This window comes from Oceanobacillus luteolus, assembly GCF_042678205.1.
Classification (GTDB): Bacteria; Bacillota; Bacilli; order Bacillales; family Amphibacillaceae; genus Oceanobacillus; species Oceanobacillus luteolus.
Window position 1 is genome coordinate 18,018 of the sequence record NZ_JBHUDE010000008.1, and the last position, 16,475, is coordinate 34,492.

A 16,475-nucleotide genomic window follows, 5' to 3' on the forward strand; every position below is an offset into this window, starting at 1 on the left:
AAGAGCAGGTGGTAAACCATGAAGGAAAAACCGTGGATTGACGTTTCCATCCCATTAACGAATGATATGGGGGTATGGCCCGGAGATAAGCCTTTTAACTTTCGTCTAAGCTATACAAAAGAACAAACAAAGTCGGTCAACATTGGAGAGATGTCTACTAGTGTTCATACAGGCACCCATATGGATGCTCCATTCCACTACGATAATGATGGGAAAAAGATACATGAGTTAGATGTTTCATTATTTATCGGTCCCGCCAAAGTAGTTGACGTGCGCGGCCATGAAGTAATTGGGAGAAAAGAGTTAGAAGCGTTCAACTTAGATGGGGTGAGTCGCCTATTACTACGTTCTCTGGACAGAGCAGACTCCAGCTTTCCAGAGCGTTATCCTATCCTAAAGGAAGATATTGGCCCATTTTTAAAAGAAAAAGGAATCCATCTGATTGGTACGGAATGTCCTTCCGTCGATCCAGTGGATAGTAAACACCTACCAGCCCATCATGCTTTATATCAGAATGGGGTATATATTCTGGAGAACCTGGTATTAAAAGATGTAAAACCCGGACTATATGAACTGATAGCTCTTCCATTATCCATTCACGGAGGAGATGGAAGTCCTGTCAGAGCGGTGATTAGAGAACTTTAAGGAAAGACCTGTACATCTTAAATTCAGATGTGCAGGTCTTTTTTAACCTCCACCATGGAGCCTATCCTAAGAGTTATTTTTATATGTATTCATGGCTAGGCGTTTGTTTTTATATTATTCTGGTGGGTTTTCCACGCCGAAATGAATCCAATCTTCTTTTGGTGGACCATAAACCCCAAACGGTTTTAATCCTGCTTGACGCATCAGAACGGTGATTTGACCACGATGATGAATAATGTGCTTGATTAGTCCCATTAGGATTTGAGCATTAGATTCCTGTCTTCCAAAAGCTTCTTGTACTTGTTCTAGGGACTCGTCTGTCCATTGTTGTTCAATGATTTGGGCTGCGTAAGTACTTATCGCTTGAAAAGTTTCAGCAACTTCCTTTGCTGAGGTTGGGACGCTATCTGCATTGTCTACCCGATCTATCTTAAACCCGAAATGGGATAAATAATCCGGAATGTTTGTTGTTAAATGACACGCAATCCTTCCTAAAGTACGGCCTTCCGGATAAACTTGTTGTTTTAAAGATTCATCTGTCAGACCATTTAAAACGTTTTGAGTTAGCATAGCTTCCCTATTCCATTCTTTAATAAAGTCTGAAACCGTTACGTACATATATAATCCTCCCAAATCCATTTGAATTCGTTGTAAAGCCATATATTTTCCAACTTATTAATACTGCATTACTTATGTGTTATCTTTAACTTTGCACAACAATTATATATGGGGTACGTTCTCTTTTTCAAGATCCATAAGAAGAAGGTGACCTTTTTGAATCACCTTCTTAAAGAGTTATACCAAGTACTTATTTGTGTTTATAACAATTCCTTATTCTTTTTATAAGACCGTTTTAAAGAAATGTAACTAGTAATAAACCAAAGTAATCCAGCTCCTAGTACCAATGCCATTAATTCGATCCATTCGTTTTGGTTGTTAGGAATACCTGCGACAACTAAATATAACAGAATAAAAACAACTGTAAAACTACCTGTTCTGGCAAAAATGTGCTTTAATTCTATTCTATATGCTCCCTCTGTTGCAACATCCGTATATTCAATACCAGACAGGATATATCTTGCCGATACATAAAATAGGAATATAGCTATGGAAAACAATAGAGGAATTTCTGTACTGATATTAAAATAATTGTTGATGATAATTATACCTACAAGAGCAAGTAAAAGAATTATTGAACCTTCAGTAAAAAAGTATAACATTCGTGTTTTCTTATATTCATCTTTCGGCAATAAAAATGATACCCAAGATTTCATTATTACTCCACCTCCCAAAATAAATCATCTAACGTTTTATTAAGCTCCTTGGCTATTGCAATACATAATTGCAGACTAGGATTATATTCTCCTTTCTCAATTAGTCCGATTGTCTGTCTAGTAACTCCAACTCTCTTAGCTAATTGCTGTTGGGTTATCGACTGCTTAATTCGTGTTATTTTCACATTATTTTTCATACATTCACCTTTATCTTTAAGACACATATATATTGCATATGTTAATTATATCTTACATCAATTCTAAAAAAAATCAACTTATTTATTCAATAAATTTTCCTTTAATGCATTTAAAAACAACTTCACTAACCAATCCCATTACCAAATATAAACAAAAAAGGTGATTAATCATTTTAGATTAACACCTCCAGCTTAACTGTATCCCAACCACTCTATTTTCAACATATAGATTGAGAAATTCACCTATGTATTTAGTCTCGAATCCGTCTCCAAAAGCGTTTATTATCTTCCTTTCTTTGTTGAAATCCACGCGATTTATAGAATGGGATACCAAGTTCATTTCCTTCTTGTACAGATACATATTGTTCGGTTGCACCTTTCTTCATATGTTCCTTGGTAAACGCATCTAATAGTTTCGTGCCTATCCCTTTATATCTGTATACATCATCCACATAAAAAACAAAAATCTCACTGACACCAGGTTCGGTGACGGCACCTCCAATTGTCCCTGCAACTTTCTTATCTACCATCGCAACATGTGTATATGCACCTTTGGTGATATCCTCAACTACTCGTTCGTGGTTATACCAGTATTCTATATTTTTAATTTGATATTCTTCACTATAATAACCTTCGACAGTTTGACGCCAGCCCACTGAACAAATTCTACTAATTTCTTTAGCATGTTCCGTGGTTGGTTTAATGATCGAAATATTCATGATCAGCGCCTCCTTATTTTATTGCTTCATCAACCGTCTTTTCCCATATAACATTGTCCTCATCATCGAGAGCTTTAATGTTCACCTCAAACGGTTCTTCAGGAGTTGATTTATTTTCAACGAGGCTATACCAAACAAAGTAATCACTATTAACTTTTAAAATACTAGCATGATAAACTTCATCCTGTGTTAATTTAATCTTTTTAATTTGCTTATTTGTAATTACACCACCAAATACTAGTTTAGTTGCATAATCAACATAATCGTAGTTAATTCCCATAACAGGATTCACTATATCTATTGTTAGATTACCGTAAAAATCCGGCTTCGATATTCTCAATTGGTATCCCAAAGCATTTTCATAAAAGATAGAGATTAAGTTCTCTTTCATTTGCTTATGATGCACTGTAGCTGGACCTAGGTGAGGAAGAGAATCACTTGACCCAACATTTGATTCAAGGACATTCTTTTCCATGTTGAATAGCTCATTTGCCAGACTTTCATAATCTGAATTCATCTCCAGATAATCATTATGTAATTCACTATACATTTTTTGATATTGGATCAGTTCCTTTTCTTTTTCAGAGATGACTTCTTTGCTTTTAGTAATCTCAGTGAAATAAGTCGCCGCAACTAAGAATAAGAAGATGATGATAGCTACGAAAATTGTTTTATTACCCTTCATCTCTCCCCTCCATTCTTAACCATTATTCTATATCCTCATCTTTTTTAGGTTTATCCCAGCCAAAGAGCCATCTCACAAAAATATAAAATAACACAAAGAATAGCGCCTGAAATGTATTTTCTACAAATTTAAATTCCTCATCTCTCACGTAATCCCAAATAACGAAGTTCAGCCACAATGCAATAAAAAATATAATATAGATATATTTCCTCACAAACTCCACTAGAGTCCTCCTTCAGCTCGTGCGTCAATTGGTGTACTCAATTGTTTTCATCTATCATCTCGAGGTCCATCTTAACTCCTGGATAAGGCAAAGATCTTAACTTCTTCATCAACGAGGTATATTTACTATCGTCCATCTCGCTCCGGAAACGAGAATAGATGAGTAAAAAATCAGCGACACTTTCTGCAATTCCTTCTGTGCTACGTTTCTTTAAAAGATAAATAAGTTGATCGAGCATCCAATTCATATCCCCGGCAGCTAATGGGATATTTATGATGACGCTTCTGATTAATATTTCATCCTCACTAGTTCTAAAAATTTCTTCCGCCTCTCTTTTCGATATATTATCCAAATCAGGAATATCCATATCGTCAATCATATCCTCTTCCTCAACATCGTACTCTTCCTCTTCTAGCGCTGCGATGAATTCATCGAAACTTTCAGCAAGCTGGAATTCATTCCCCTCTTCCACTTCCAAATACACAACACTCGGTTTACGCTTCTTACCACGGTAATCCAGCGCAACCCAAGTATGGCCATCGCCATCAAGGAGGACAATGTCACTCGGAAGCCCCCACTCTTTGATGAGGTAATCCGTATCTAAAATTCCATCCTCCCCAATGCCATATAAACTACGGACTTCAATAAATTCTTCCACATGATCCGTAACAAAAGAAATAGGAAAAAGGGTTCGTTGGATGTATCCGCCATTTTGCTTTTTAACCAATTTCTTATACAGTGCCGGCAGCTCTACCCCTAATTGTTTCTCAGCTGCGATAATATCTTTTCTTTTCACAGGTTTTAATGCATATGTCTGATCTTCATCTTCCAACCAAAAATTTTTCATCGTCATCCCCCAGCCCATTTTACGTTTTCAACAACTATACCTATATATTCAACAAGTTGAGGGAATAATCCTTTTTTGGCAGAGACCTGAGCTACTTCTAGAAAAATCTGTCATTTATTCGTGATTATATTCGTTCTATTTAGTAAGATGAAAGAAAGGCATCAATTTAGTGATGAATGGAGTTTTTATCATGTACAAAATATTAATCGTTGAAGATGATATGATCATTGCAAAAGCAATTAAAAGTCATTTGGAAACTTGGGATTATGAAGTGGAGTATATTACCGATTTCAATGAAGTCATGTCTACGTTTGTGTCCTTTGATCCGCAATTGGTGCTATTGGATATTTCTCTTCCTTATATCAATGGGTATACCTTGTGCAGTGAGATTCGAAAGCTGTCTAAAGTGCCAATCATTTTTATTTCTTCAGCATCGGACAGTATGAATATTGTTATGGCCATTAATATGGGAGGAGATGATTTTATCGCCAAGCCATTTGACCTTACTATCTTGACCACAAAAGTACAGGCTCTGCTCCGACGCACCTATGATTTCACCGGGCAAGCGAATTTGCTGGAGCATCGGGGAGCCATTTTAAATATCAGTGATGCCACGCTGAGCTATCAAGGCGAAAAAGTGGAGCTCACAAAAAACGAACACAAAATCTTACATATTTTACTAGAGAATAAAGGCAAAGTCGTTTCCAGGGATACATTGATGACCCGGCTCTGGGAAACAGATAGTTTCGTAGACGATAACACATTGACCGTCAATGTGAATCGGCTGCGCAAAAAGCTAGAAACGATCGGATTAAAAGAGTTTATCATCACAAAGAAAGGAATCGGCTATTTGGTGGACTGACATGAGGAAAGACAGAGAAAATCTATTACTAGCTTATTTAAAAATGAAGTGGAAGACGCTATTATTGTTTTTCGCCTTTCTACTTTGCTTCACTATTGTATTTTATCTCAGCCGTGTACCACTCGACCCGATTCTCTATGCTTTCCTGCTCTGCGGGTATATCGGGTTGATTTTCTTTGTTGTGGACTTTTATAAGTTTACGAAAAGGGTCCACGTATTAAAAGACATGGAAAAAACAATTACGGTACAGCTCGACCAGTTACCAGCGCCCGTAAATATAACGGAAGAACAATATCACTTCCTGTTGCAAATCCTACACAATACTATGCAAGAGCTGATTGTACAAGCTGAGGAGAAACAAAGAGATTTAGTGAATTACTTTACACAATGGACCCATCAAATAAAAACACCTATCGCTGCGATGCGACTTCTTCTTCAATCGGAAAACCATGAACAAAATGCGGAATTGGAGATGGAATTATTTAAAATCGAGCAATATGTAGAGTTTGTCCTGCAGTATTTACGTTTGGAAAATATATCGACGGACCTTTTGTTTCAACAATATGACTTAGATTCCATCATCAAACAAGCCGTACGGAAACATGCAAAAATATTTATCCGAAACAAAATCACCCTGCATTATTCTGAAGTGGATTCTAAAGTGTTAACAGATGAAAAATGGTTGCTCTTTGTCATCGACCAGCTCCTATCCAACGCGTTGAAGTATACAGAGGAAGGATCCATCTCCATTTATATGGATGGAAAACGATTGATTATCGAAGACACCGGAATTGGAATACCAGCCGAAGATCTACCGCGGATATTTGAGAAAGGATTCACCGGTCATAATGGACGGACCTATAAACAATCGACGGGAATTGGGCTGTATTTATGCAAACAAATCTTAAATAAGTTGTCCCATGACATCTTCATACAATCCGAAGTTGGAAGAGGCACGAAAGTTATCATGGACTTGGAAACAAAAAATATTGGAGTAGAATGACAACCTATCACCCTATCTTACGAAAATGTAAGATTGAGAGCTTATCTGTAAGCAAAGGCGATGTCTCCAGCCCTTAGAGCCTTGCTATACTAAACATAGAAACGATAAATGGAGGCATGACGATGACATTATTAGAAGTTAAAAATCTTAAAAAAATATATACGACACGGTTCGGAGGAAACCAGGTCCACGCTCTTACGGATGTAAACTTTTCCGTGGACGAGGGAGAATATGTGGCGATTATGGGAGAGTCCGGCTCAGGAAAGACAACGCTATTAAACATCTTAGCCGCACTCGATCAACCAACGAGCGGACAAGTGATGCTGCAAAATAAAAACATCGTAACGATTAAGGAAAAAGAACTCGCAGCCTTCCGCCGGCAGAACCTCGGCTTTGTTTTCCAAGATTTCAATTTACTCGATACATTTTCCATCCAAGATAATATCTTCTTACCACTCGTCTTATCGGGTAAATCGTATAACGAAATGAATGCCCGGTTAGTTCCATTAGCTGAAAAACTACGGATTAGTGAGATTTTAACTAAGTTCCCTTATGAAGTTTCAGGAGGCCAAAAACAAAGAACAGCTGTAGCACGAGCCCTGATCACAAATCCAAAGCTCATTCTTGCTGATGAACCAACTGGAGCGTTGGATTCACGCGCCTCCGATGATTTACTGCGGATCTTTTCACAAATCAATCAAGAAGGTCAAACCATCTTGATGGTTACTCATAGTACGAAAGCCGCCAGCCATGCTGGAAGGGTGCTCTTTATCAAAGACGGAACGATTTTCCACCAGCTTTATAAAGGATCCTTATCCAATGAGGCAATGTATCAAAAAATCTCAGAAACATTAAACATCATTGCCACGGGCGGTGGGAGAAATGCGTAGATTCTTCTATTCCAAACTGGCACTCAGCAACATGAACAAACATCGAAAAACGTATATTCCTTACATTCTTTCCAACATCTTTATCATCGCGATGTTTTATATGATGCATTTCATATCCAGCAACCCAGGATTGAAGGAAATGTCTGGTGGCGAAGCCTTGATCACCATGCTGACACTAGGAAACTACGTCATCGGGATTTTTTCCGTCATCTTCTTATTTTATACAAACAGTTTTTTAATCAAGCGACGGAAGAAGGAATTTGGATTATTCAACGTGCTTGGCATGGAGAAGAAACATGTTGCGAAAGTTATTTCTATCGAGACTTTCTTTGCTTCAGCCCTCAGCCTGCTCCTTGGGTTAACAAGTGGAATCGTTTTAAGCAAGCTGATGTTTTTGCTGTTGAGTAACATTTTACAATTCAATATTCAGTTCACATATTTTATATCAGTACTTTCAATCGTCTATAGCGTCCTCTTGTTTTCAGGAATATTTATTCTTATCCTATTGAACAATCTAAGGCATATCCATCTGGCAAAACCGATTGAATTGTTACGTGGCGGACAAGTCGGCGAAAAGGAGCCCAAAACAAAATGGCTGCTTGTCGTCATAGGTCTCATCACGCTTGGTTACGGTTATTATATCGCCCTTGTCACGGAGTCGCCGCTGACGGCAATGGTTAAATTTTTCTTAGCCGTCGTGCTCGTCATCATTGGAACCTACGCCTTATTCACAGCGGGAACCATCGCTTTATTGAAATTATTACGGAAAAACAAAAAGTTTTATTATCAAACGAAACATTTCATCAGTGTATCTGGCATGATTTATCGAATGAAGCAAAACGCGGCAGGCCTTGCAAGCATATGTATTTTATCAACGATGGTATTAATCATGCTCTCTACAACCGTTTCCCTCTATATCGGGATGGAAGATTCATTGGAACATCGGTATCCGAAAGAAATCAGTGTTTCTGCATTTGATGTGTCTCTAGAAGAGGCTGAATCAATTGAAAAAAATATAGTTGATGAAGCTGACGAACATAATGTAGAAATGATCAACCCGATTCATTATCGTTCGGTCGAATTTCCAATGACCCAGCAAGGAAATTCATTTTCTGCACATGATCCGGAGTCACAATCTTTCACTGATATTTCTATCATCGAGGCAATGCCACTGGACGAATACAATCAGTTGGAAAAGCAATCCGCCACATTGGATGATGATGAAGTTCTCTTATACACGTTTCGGGGAGATCCTATTGAAGATACGATTACCATTGCTGATCAAGAATTTAAAATTAAGGATCAGCTTGATGATTTAACTTTTGATGGGATGGCGGTTGCCATGCTGACGAATCGTTATTTTGTCATCATGAAGGATGAAAACATTATAAACGAGATTTCACCAAAGGAAGACTTGTCCTATTATTACGGTTTCGATACCGAAGCGGATAGTGAAACGGAAATTGCTCTGACCCTATCTTTATCCCAACTATTAAAAGAACAATCTATCGAAGGATATGCAGAAGGGAAAGAAGAAGCGAGGGAATCCTTTTATTCCTTATATGGCGGGCTCTTTTTCCTCGGAATCTTTCTCGGTGCTTTATTCATCATGGCGACCGTACTCATTATGTACTACAAGCAGATTTCAGAAGGATATGATGACAAGAAACGATTTGAAATTATGCAGAATGTCGGCTTAAGTAAAGAGGAAATTAAAAAATCGATTCATGGCCAAGTGCTGATTGTATTTTTCATGCCGCTAGTCGGAGCTGTCATCCACATAGCCTTTGCCTTTAAAGTGATCACCAAACTTCTAGCTCTACTCAATATGACCAATGTCAGCCTATTTGTACTCTGGACGGTGATTACCGTACTCGTATTTGCTGTCTTTTATGCAATTGTTTATCTGGTGACGGCAAGGGAATATTATAAGATTGTTAGTTAAATACGTAAGAAAGCCCAGTTCCAAAATGAACTGGGCCTTTCATTTTCTTAACCTTCTTTTATAATAAATGTCATTCTCCCATTTATAATTTGTGCAGGACTCTTTAACTGAAAGCTGTTCACGGTATCCGAGTAATCAATCTTCAAGTCGTCACTGAAAAAGTGCTCCGTTTTCTCCAATAACACCGGACGATCGTTCGTCTCTACCAGAATGTCTTCCTTTTCTTGTATCGACGGGACAAAATACAACGTAGGTATTCCTGAATCACAGGAAAGACCTTTCGTTTCGGTTTGCAGCTTAAGGTATCCGTTCCGTTCACCGATTCTTTTATTCAGTTCTTCTGATGCTCGCTCTGTAATCGTGATAGACATGAAAAACACTCCCTTTATTTCTTTGAAGCCCGAAATGAAGATGATCTGTCTTAATTCTCCATTCCCTTCACTTGCCATTCCAAACATTGTTACAATTATATTATATCAGTCATCAAGCAATAAAGATTTTTAACCTATCTGTAATAGTATTCGCTGACAAAATCAGGTAGAATTAGACAAAATAGGAATTTTGGTTCAATTGGAGGGAGAACCATTATGTATATGATCAATAGGAAAGTAAATGGACAAACTGAAATACTTAAAGACTCGAATAGTACATCTAATAAGGTCTTCCATGACTATGATACTGCAAAAACGTTTGCCCAAAAACTGAACTCACGTACACACTCAAATAAACAGTGGTCTGTTACAAAAATCCAAAATATACCAAATGCATTTAAAAAATACAACGAAGCAAATAATTGAACCCACCTCCACCAAGACGATAAGGACAAATCTAAAAAGTTTCTGATAAGACGGTTATATGTAATCGTCTTTTTTACTCCATATCAATGGGCTTCTTCAACGAATGATCTACAAAAAAGCCCCAGGATATCATCCGAGAGCTTTAACTTTCATATAGAACTTCTCACAAAAATAGAGATTAATACTCCTTTTGATCTCCCTCTTTGATGGAAGCTTTGGCTTTAAGATCATCTTCTTCAACTTTTTGAAAACCTTTATCCAGTCTGCCCGCATTTTCAATATCTCCGGAAGCCTTATACCCTCCGACTTCAGTATTGGAAGTTGTCCCATAAAGACTCATTCCGCCTAACTCTACATTGATTTTTTCTTTTTCATTTCTCTTTTCTTTACCCATTATGATCACCTCTAGTTGTAATATGGCCGAAGCGTTGATTAAAAACGAGTAACTCTAAATGAAAAGGCCTCCCATGTAGGGAAAGCCTGCATCCATCTTAGCTAAGTCGTTCGTTCACCATCTGGGTTATTTCTTCTGCACTGTATCCTTGTGCATTGATTACTTGTCCTTCTGAAACAGTATCCTGCATGCCCATCACATTATTATCCATTCCCGAAACCACACAGCAATCACACTGACGTGCATCTTCTTCGGTCTGCAAATCAATGATTTCATGTCCCATTTCCATTAATGCTTCCTTCACTTGAGTCAGTGACTGTTCCACTCCAATACGTGCCATAAAAACTGCCTCCCTATTGATTTATATTCCTTGGTAGTTTCACCACAATAGGGAATATTATTCTAACCCCATCCGAGATTGCAAAAGACTGTTATTATAGCCACTCTTCCTCCAAAATCGCATAATAATACTCATCCCACCACTCTTCTCCTTGAGGAATACACTTCTTAAAAAGACCTTCTCTTCTCATACCAATCTTCTCCATCACCCGATAAGATGGAATATTCTCAGGCTGACAAGTAGCGATAATCCGGTGCAATTTATTTTCTACTGTGAAAAATAAACGACTTAGATTCCGCTGTTGCTTGTTCAAATTCCCAATCACCATATACTTCAATTTGTGAAAATCCTGCTTGCAAAAGCGATTCATCGATTGCTTCTTTCGTGCGGAATTTTAATTGCATTTTTTCACGAATGAGTACTTCATCCGTACGTACATTTTTTACCGTTTCGTAAAAAGTAAAAACATCCTCCGCGAACCCCTCATATTCCGTCCATATCTCAAGCGTATCACCAGTCTCTTCATGTACCGCAACATCAGGTGTCATATCTTTTTCCCACTCTTCCCACACTCTAGCAATTGGATTACGAGTATCAAATATAAAATGTCCACCTGGCTTTAATGCACGATATACGTCTGATAAGTTCTGTTGCCAGCTTTCATCCGTCAGAAAGACTTGTGCTACATTTGCGGTCATGATCACAGCGTCAAACGTATGTTTTCGTAAATGGGAACTGTCCCCAACTATCCAATCCAGCTCACCTGGATATTGTTTATTTCTCGCATATTCAATCGCCTCCTCATTTGGATCGACAGCTGTAATATGATAGCCCTCTTTAGCAAAATGTGCAGTCAACCTTCCTGTGCCACAGCCTAAATCAGCGATTTTATTTACCTTCAACTTTTTTAGTAATGCTAAAAAGAACTCATCGTCTTTCGCCCAACGATTGATTTGGTCATATACTAATGGGATCATTTTTCACCAACTTTCCATGCCTAGAGCATTAATCTGTATCTTATAATAAATTCAACAAGGATTTATGTTTCTCCTCCTTAAGAAGCAAATGATGAATCCCCTACAAGAGCACATTTTACCATTAGAATCATAAGATTTAATAGTCGATAAAAGGAGCGATTAGATGGAAATTTATGTACGTAGTGGGGATTCATTTTGGTTTTATAGTCGGTTATTCAATATACCACTTGAGTTGATCATCCAGTCAAACCCTACTCTCTCCAGCTCGCAGCTACAAATTGGACAGAGTGTTCAAATTCCAGGCTATGTTACACAAAGTTATCAGATAAGACCTGCTGATTCACTTTGGAAAATCGCTGTCAGTCATCAAACAACTGTGGATGCCATCCTCAGAGTCAATCCTGGAATCCAGTCAGCAAACTTGCAAGTGGGGCAAACCATCGTGGTTCCAGTTCGTATCACCGATTTAGTCCTCAGTGATCCTGCCGATTATACTTATGAAAAAATGATTGAGGATATCAATCTTCTGCTTACCATTTATCCTTTTATAAGAAGAAATATAATTGGAAACTCGGTTCTTGGAAAAGACTTGGTGGAATTACAAATCGGCATCGGTAATAAACAAGTTCATGTAAATGGCTCCTTTCATGCGAATGAATGGATTACTACACCTGTAATTATGCGCTTCCTTAATCAATATGCCTTGTCCCTTACAAATAATCAGCCGATTAGAGGACTGAATATGATGCCGTATTTTATGCAGACATTCCTCTCTGCTGTTCCTATGGTTAATCCGGATGGAGTGGACCTCGTGATTGAAGGAGCAACTGCTGCTGGTGATTTTCAAAATGACGTACTAATGATTAATAATAATGATCCTGACTTTTCCGATTGGAAGGCGAATATCCGTGGTGTGGATTTAAATAACCAATACCCTGCAAACTGGGAAATTGAAGCGGAAAGAAAACCTACATCCCCAGCACCCAGGGATTTTCCTGGGTATGCTCCCCTCACTGAACCCGAATCCATTGCCATAGCTGAACTCACAGGCAATCGAAACTTCCAGCGAGCGAATGCACTCCACACTCAAGGCGAAGTTATCTTTTGGGGTTATCAAGGATTAGAACCTCCAGAATCTGAAATAATAGCCAATGAATATGCCCGGGTGAGTGGATACGAACCCGTTCGTTTTGTTGATAGCCATGCAGGCTTTAAAGATTGGTTTATCCTCGTTTACCGAAGACCCGGCTTTACGATAGAACTCGGCACTGGAATTAACCCGCTCCCCATCTCACAATTTAATGAGATTTACGAGGAAACGTTGGGGATTATGCTTGCCAATTTATATATGTAATCAGTTTTTATTTTTTAACTGAGTTTGCTCCAAATAAATATAGAATAAGATAACCTTTCGATCGCCTTGTTTTAACTTTTTCCAAACTGTATCGAATGACAGATTATCAAATCCACTCTTGTCCATTTCATATTGGTATTTTACGCATAAACTAAATTACCTCCGTTTGCAGCATAGTCTTGGACCTCCTAAAGGGCACTCATTTTTTGAGTGTCCTTTTGTTCGTAATAATGTCAGTAGTCCAAGCGTGTTCAATCCACTGTCATATACTTTATTAACTCAGGTAAAAGGAGGTGCTGCTATGAGTGGAGGTGGATATGGTGGATACGGTCATGGTAAGAGTTTCGCCTTGATCGTTGTGTTATTCATCCTATTGATTATTGTTGGGGCATCCTTCGGTAATTATGGATACTAATTTAAATTAGGATTTCCTAATTGAAGAGGCTGACTATCATAGTGGTCAGCCTTTTTACATAGGATTCTCCCGTCATGAAACCTACGTGCTTCTTCCTGTCCGTTGATTCCAAACATCGGTTCCCTTTTCACAGGAAATGGGCGATTACTCTCATTGAAACTAGTAAAATAAGTATTACAGATGCTTTTTGAAAGTGAGCTTTTTTAATTTGCTTTTCCTGTGTTCTCGAAGCCATCATACTGGCTAATAAGAGAAAACATGCTGCAAAAAACATTGTCACCCCAACCGGTTTAACAATGACAGGCAAAAAGGAGATTATCGCATCTTTCGCATCTAAATAAAAATAAGTTGCAACTGGAACAGCACCAATAACAAAAAATATGAAGGCAAACCAATTTGCTGTTGAATACTTCATACAGTTTCCACCTTTCCTTATGATCAATTATCTGATCTTTATCCATCCATTTATGTTCTTTGAAAAATCTCATTTACCTCCCGTTTGCAATCATTCAATGAGACTGAATCTATGTGGTTTCTACAGGAATGCTCCTTGTATAATTCAACAAAAGAAGATATTTCTCCTCCATTAGAAATGGTTTTTAAAAATTAGAACGCAAGAAAAGAGAAGAAATCTCCCCTTTTGAAGTGTTAATGTAATGAGAGAAAGAGGGGATGTTATGGAGAATCGTTCTATTGGTTTATATGAAGGGATTGCCTTGTATATTGCTGCCATTCTCGGTTCGGGTGTTCTGTTTATTTCTTCGGTAACAGCTTCTATCGCAGGACCTGCTTCGATCTTGTCTTGGATCATCGTAATTCTTGCCAACCTTCCACTTGCCTACACCTTTGCTTGTTTGGCACGTGAATACCCAGATGCTGGCGGTGCTGCAACTTTTGTGCGGAAATCGTTTGGATTCCACTTTGGTAATATTGTCGGTTGGTTTTACTTCGTTACAGCTGCAGTTGGACAAACCATTGTAGCTTTGACAGGGGCTTATTATATGAGTCAAGCTTTTGGCTTTTCTGACTGGGGAAGAATCTTATTGGCATTCTTCATTTTAATTACGGCAGGAATTACCAATTATAACGGCGTGAAGGTCAGTGGAAAAGTTGCCTTACTCCTAAGTGGATGTTTATTACTCATGCTCACAGTCAGCATCATCATTTCCATACCGAACATCACTTTGGAAAGATTTACACCTCTTGCTCCGAACGGTTGGTACTCTATCGGAACAGCGATAACGGCTATCTTTTGGGCCTTTTTTGGATGGGAAGCGATTTGTAATCTTGCCAATCACTTTAAGCGTCCCGAAAAAAACATCGTTCACAGTACCATCATCAGCGTCATCATTATAGGTATCTTATTTTTATCTCTGAGTTTTATCACGATTGGAACCGGTACTTACGGAAACATCGAAAGCGATTCTTCACCGATTGGTGCTATAATGGGAGAAACACTAGGGATAGGAGCTCAAATGGTTACCGCCGTAATGGCATTTTTTATCTGTATCGGAACTTCAAATGCATTTGTAGCAAGCCTGACACAGCTCGGGTACGCATTGGGTAGAGACGGCGCATTCCCAAAAAAATTATCAACGATGCATCCGACGAAGCAAATTCCAAGACGGATGGTAGTGTTTGTAATTGCATTCGCATGTATTGGGGTGATCATCACGGAATATTTTACCATGACATTCCAAGATATATTATTTATCCCGACCTCGTTAGGCGTATTCGTATACCTTTTTTCAATGGCTGCTGGTGTGAAGCTTTTTACAAGTAAAACATTACCGTGGTATTCCGCTGTCATATCTCTAGTCTTCTGTATTCTTGTATTACCATTTTTTCAATTATATATTTTCGTACCTATTATCGTGATCATTTTATATGGAAGCTATATGACATTTCAAAAAAGAGTTTTATCTTGGAAAAAAGCAAGCTAGTCGAAGAAATGAGAGGGTTTCATCTATGGAATCTAATAATCTATTTTCACTTGAGGAAAAATGGGAAGCAATCGTTACATGTGACCACAGCTTTGATGGCAAGTTTTTTTACGCTGTAAAGACGACCGGTATCTTTTGTCGTCCATCATGTAAATCCAAAACTCCACATTATAAAAATATTTGTTTTTTTAATCACGCAAGAGAAGCGGTACAACAAGGTTTTCGACCATGTAAAAGATGTCGCCCGGAGCTTTTAATCGACAGCTATGACCCTCAACAAGAAATAGTGGAGAAAACAAAATTATTTTTAGAAAAGAACTATGAAGAAAAAATCACCTTAGACACCATTGCCGTCATCATTGGCGTAAGTCCCTATCATTTAAGTCGGACCTTCAAAGAACATACCGGCACGTCACCACACGAATACTTGGAACAGCTTAGAATTCAAAAAGCCAAGAACTTGTTGATGAATACAGATCATAACGTAACGGAAATATGCTTTCAAATCGGGTACAAGAATCTCTCCAGCTTCTACAAACACTTTAAGAAAAGTTGCGGCTGCTCCCCTCACCAATTTAGATTGAACCAAAAGAAATCAAAACCACCAGTGTGAACTGGTGGTTTGCTCTGCGGCTGAAAGCCTCTATTACCGGCCTCGGCCTAAAAGGCCCACTGAATGGGTTTCCCTTCTGCACCACACTTACTCACTGATTCTAAAAGAATCTCTTATCTTTTTTGATTTTTCTCTCCTGTAAATGGATCAAATTCCTCAAATAACGTTAATTGATCGCTCATATAGTCATCTTTAAGCTGATTTCTTATATACTCTTGAATTTGATTTTTATTTCGGCCCACTGTAGCTACAAAGTAACCTCGACACCAGAATTTGCGGTTACCATATCTATACTTTAAATTCGCGTGACGATCAAAAATCATTAAACTACTTTTTCCTTTTAGATAACCCA

22 protein-coding genes and 1 pseudogene are annotated in these 16,475 nt (G+C 38.2%); 9 read left to right on the top strand and 14 right to left on the bottom strand.

Features of this window, described 5'->3' with window-relative positions:
• The first annotated feature begins 18 nt into the window (after window positions 1-18).
• Complete coding sequence (gene kynB / locus ACFSBH_RS02380) at window positions 19-645, top strand: arylformamidase (protein WP_379595890.1); 627 nt, start codon at window positions 19-21, stop codon at window positions 643-645.
• A gap of 114 nt (window positions 646-759) precedes the next feature.
• Here the strand turns inward: kynB and ACFSBH_RS02385 are convergent, their stop codons facing one another.
• From ACFSBH_RS02385 to ACFSBH_RS02415, 7 genes are all read right to left on the bottom strand, one after another.
• Window positions 760-1,263, bottom strand: coding sequence for a DinB family protein (locus tag ACFSBH_RS02385; RefSeq protein ID WP_251517615.1), 504 nt, complete (start codon window positions 1,261-1,263; stop codon window positions 760-762).
• A gap of 200 nt (window positions 1,264-1,463) precedes the next feature.
• Window positions 1,464-1,919: a DUF3278 domain-containing protein gene (locus ACFSBH_RS02390; protein ID WP_379595892.1), complete on the bottom strand. Its 456-nt coding sequence runs from the start codon at window positions 1,917-1,919 to the stop codon at window positions 1,464-1,466.
• A 2-nt stretch (window positions 1,920-1,921) separates the two neighbouring features.
• The gene (locus ACFSBH_RS02395) at window positions 1,922-2,116 is read right to left on the bottom strand and encodes a helix-turn-helix transcriptional regulator (RefSeq protein WP_251517620.1); all 195 of its coding nucleotides are present in this window, start codon (window positions 2,114-2,116) and stop codon (window positions 1,922-1,924) included.
• Between the two features lie 251 nt (window positions 2,117-2,367).
• Window positions 2,368-2,835, bottom strand: a complete 468-nt coding sequence (locus ACFSBH_RS02400) for a GNAT family N-acetyltransferase (RefSeq protein ID WP_251515972.1) — start codon at window positions 2,833-2,835, stop codon at window positions 2,368-2,370.
• A 13-nt stretch (window positions 2,836-2,848) separates the two neighbouring features.
• Window positions 2,849-3,520 (bottom strand): hypothetical protein, encoded by a 672-nt coding sequence (locus ACFSBH_RS02405; RefSeq protein ID WP_251515971.1) that lies wholly within the window; start codon window positions 3,518-3,520, stop codon window positions 2,849-2,851.
• A gap of 22 nt (window positions 3,521-3,542) precedes the next feature.
• Window positions 3,543-3,743, bottom strand: a complete 201-nt coding sequence (locus tag ACFSBH_RS02410; protein WP_379595895.1) for a hypothetical protein — start codon at window positions 3,741-3,743, stop codon at window positions 3,543-3,545.
• 37 nt (window positions 3,744-3,780) lie between these two features.
• Window positions 3,781-4,590, bottom strand: coding sequence for an SMI1/KNR4 family protein (locus ACFSBH_RS02415; RefSeq protein ID WP_379595897.1), 810 nt, complete (start codon window positions 4,588-4,590; stop codon window positions 3,781-3,783).
• A 190-nt stretch (window positions 4,591-4,780) separates the two neighbouring features.
• On the opposite strand from ACFSBH_RS02415, the gene ACFSBH_RS02420 reads away from it, so the two are divergent.
• From ACFSBH_RS02420 to ACFSBH_RS02435, 4 genes are all read left to right on the top strand, one after another.
• Complete coding sequence (locus ACFSBH_RS02420) at window positions 4,781-5,452, top strand: response regulator transcription factor (protein WP_379595899.1); 672 nt, start codon at window positions 4,781-4,783, stop codon at window positions 5,450-5,452.
• A 1-nt stretch (window position 5,453) separates the two neighbouring features.
• Window positions 5,454-6,455: a sensor histidine kinase gene (locus tag ACFSBH_RS02425; protein WP_379595901.1), complete on the top strand. Its 1,002-nt coding sequence runs from the start codon at window positions 5,454-5,456 to the stop codon at window positions 6,453-6,455.
• A gap of 122 nt (window positions 6,456-6,577) precedes the next feature.
• Window positions 6,578-7,345, top strand: coding sequence for an ABC transporter ATP-binding protein (locus ACFSBH_RS02430; protein WP_379595903.1), 768 nt, complete (start codon window positions 6,578-6,580; stop codon window positions 7,343-7,345).
• A complete protein-coding gene (locus ACFSBH_RS02435) occupies window positions 7,338-9,290 on the top strand; it encodes an FtsX-like permease family protein (RefSeq protein WP_379595905.1) in 1,953 nt (650 codons plus the stop codon). Before ACFSBH_RS02430 ends, ACFSBH_RS02435 begins: the two co-directional genes overlap by 8 nt.
• A gap of 47 nt (window positions 9,291-9,337) precedes the next feature.
• Here the strand turns inward: ACFSBH_RS02435 and ACFSBH_RS02440 are convergent, their stop codons facing one another.
• The 5 genes and pseudogenes from ACFSBH_RS02440 to ACFSBH_RS02460 all read right to left on the bottom strand — a co-directional run bounded on the left by ACFSBH_RS02440 (window position 9,338) and on the right by ACFSBH_RS02460 (window position 11,798).
• On the bottom strand, window positions 9,338-9,739 hold the full coding sequence (locus ACFSBH_RS02440; RefSeq protein ID WP_379595907.1) for an iron-sulfur cluster biosynthesis family protein: 402 nt from the start codon (window positions 9,737-9,739) through the stop codon (window positions 9,338-9,340).
• 526 nt (window positions 9,740-10,265) lie between these two features.
• Entirely contained in the window at window positions 10,266-10,481 is a 216-nt protein-coding gene (locus ACFSBH_RS02445) for a hypothetical protein (RefSeq protein ID WP_379595909.1), read from the bottom strand.
• 97 nt (window positions 10,482-10,578) lie between these two features.
• Window positions 10,579-10,821 carry a YkuS family protein gene (locus ACFSBH_RS02450; RefSeq protein ID WP_379595911.1) on the bottom strand — a complete coding sequence of 81 codons (243 nt, stop codon included), beginning with the start codon at window positions 10,819-10,821 and terminating at the stop codon, window positions 10,579-10,581.
• Between the two features lie 94 nt (window positions 10,822-10,915).
• A pseudogene (locus tag ACFSBH_RS02455) lies at window positions 10,916-11,089 on the bottom strand (GNAT family N-acetyltransferase); the annotation flags it as partial.
• Window positions 11,082-11,798 (bottom strand): class I SAM-dependent methyltransferase, encoded by a 717-nt coding sequence (locus ACFSBH_RS02460; RefSeq protein WP_379595913.1) that lies wholly within the window; start codon window positions 11,796-11,798, stop codon window positions 11,082-11,084. The pseudogene ACFSBH_RS02455 and the gene ACFSBH_RS02460, both read right to left, overlap by 8 nt.
• Window positions 11,799-11,961: 163 nt before the next feature.
• Here ACFSBH_RS02460 and ACFSBH_RS02465 point away from each other — a divergent pair, with 163 nt between their 5' ends.
• Both ACFSBH_RS02465 and ACFSBH_RS02470 read left to right on the top strand, forming a co-directional pair.
• Window positions 11,962-13,152, top strand: coding sequence for a M14 family zinc carboxypeptidase (locus ACFSBH_RS02465; RefSeq protein WP_379595915.1), 1,191 nt, complete (start codon window positions 11,962-11,964; stop codon window positions 13,150-13,152).
• Between the two features lie 301 nt (window positions 13,153-13,453).
• Complete coding sequence (locus ACFSBH_RS02470) at window positions 13,454-13,567, top strand: YjcZ family sporulation protein (protein ID WP_379595917.1); 114 nt, start codon at window positions 13,454-13,456, stop codon at window positions 13,565-13,567.
• A gap of 127 nt (window positions 13,568-13,694) precedes the next feature.
• On the opposite strand, the gene ACFSBH_RS02475 is transcribed toward ACFSBH_RS02470, so the two are convergent.
• On the bottom strand, window positions 13,695-13,982 hold the full coding sequence (locus ACFSBH_RS02475) for a hypothetical protein (RefSeq protein WP_379595919.1): 288 nt from the start codon (window positions 13,980-13,982) through the stop codon (window positions 13,695-13,697).
• Window positions 13,983-14,244: 262 nt separating this feature from the next.
• Here ACFSBH_RS02475 and ACFSBH_RS02480 point away from each other — a divergent pair, with 262 nt between their 5' ends.
• Both ACFSBH_RS02480 and ACFSBH_RS02485 read left to right on the top strand, forming a co-directional pair.
• Entirely contained in the window at window positions 14,245-15,510 is a 1,266-nt protein-coding gene (locus tag ACFSBH_RS02480; protein ID WP_379595921.1) for an APC family permease, read from the top strand.
• A 25-nt stretch (window positions 15,511-15,535) separates the two neighbouring features.
• Window positions 15,536-16,123 (top strand): bifunctional transcriptional activator/DNA repair enzyme AdaA, encoded by a 588-nt coding sequence (locus tag ACFSBH_RS02485; protein WP_251515942.1) that lies wholly within the window; start codon window positions 15,536-15,538, stop codon window positions 16,121-16,123.
• A 113-nt stretch (window positions 16,124-16,236) separates the two neighbouring features.
• On the opposite strand, the gene ACFSBH_RS02490 is transcribed toward ACFSBH_RS02485, so the two are convergent.
• The coding region (locus tag ACFSBH_RS02490; RefSeq protein WP_379595923.1) for a transposase at window positions 16,237-16,475 on the bottom strand (239 nt) is incomplete at its 5' end.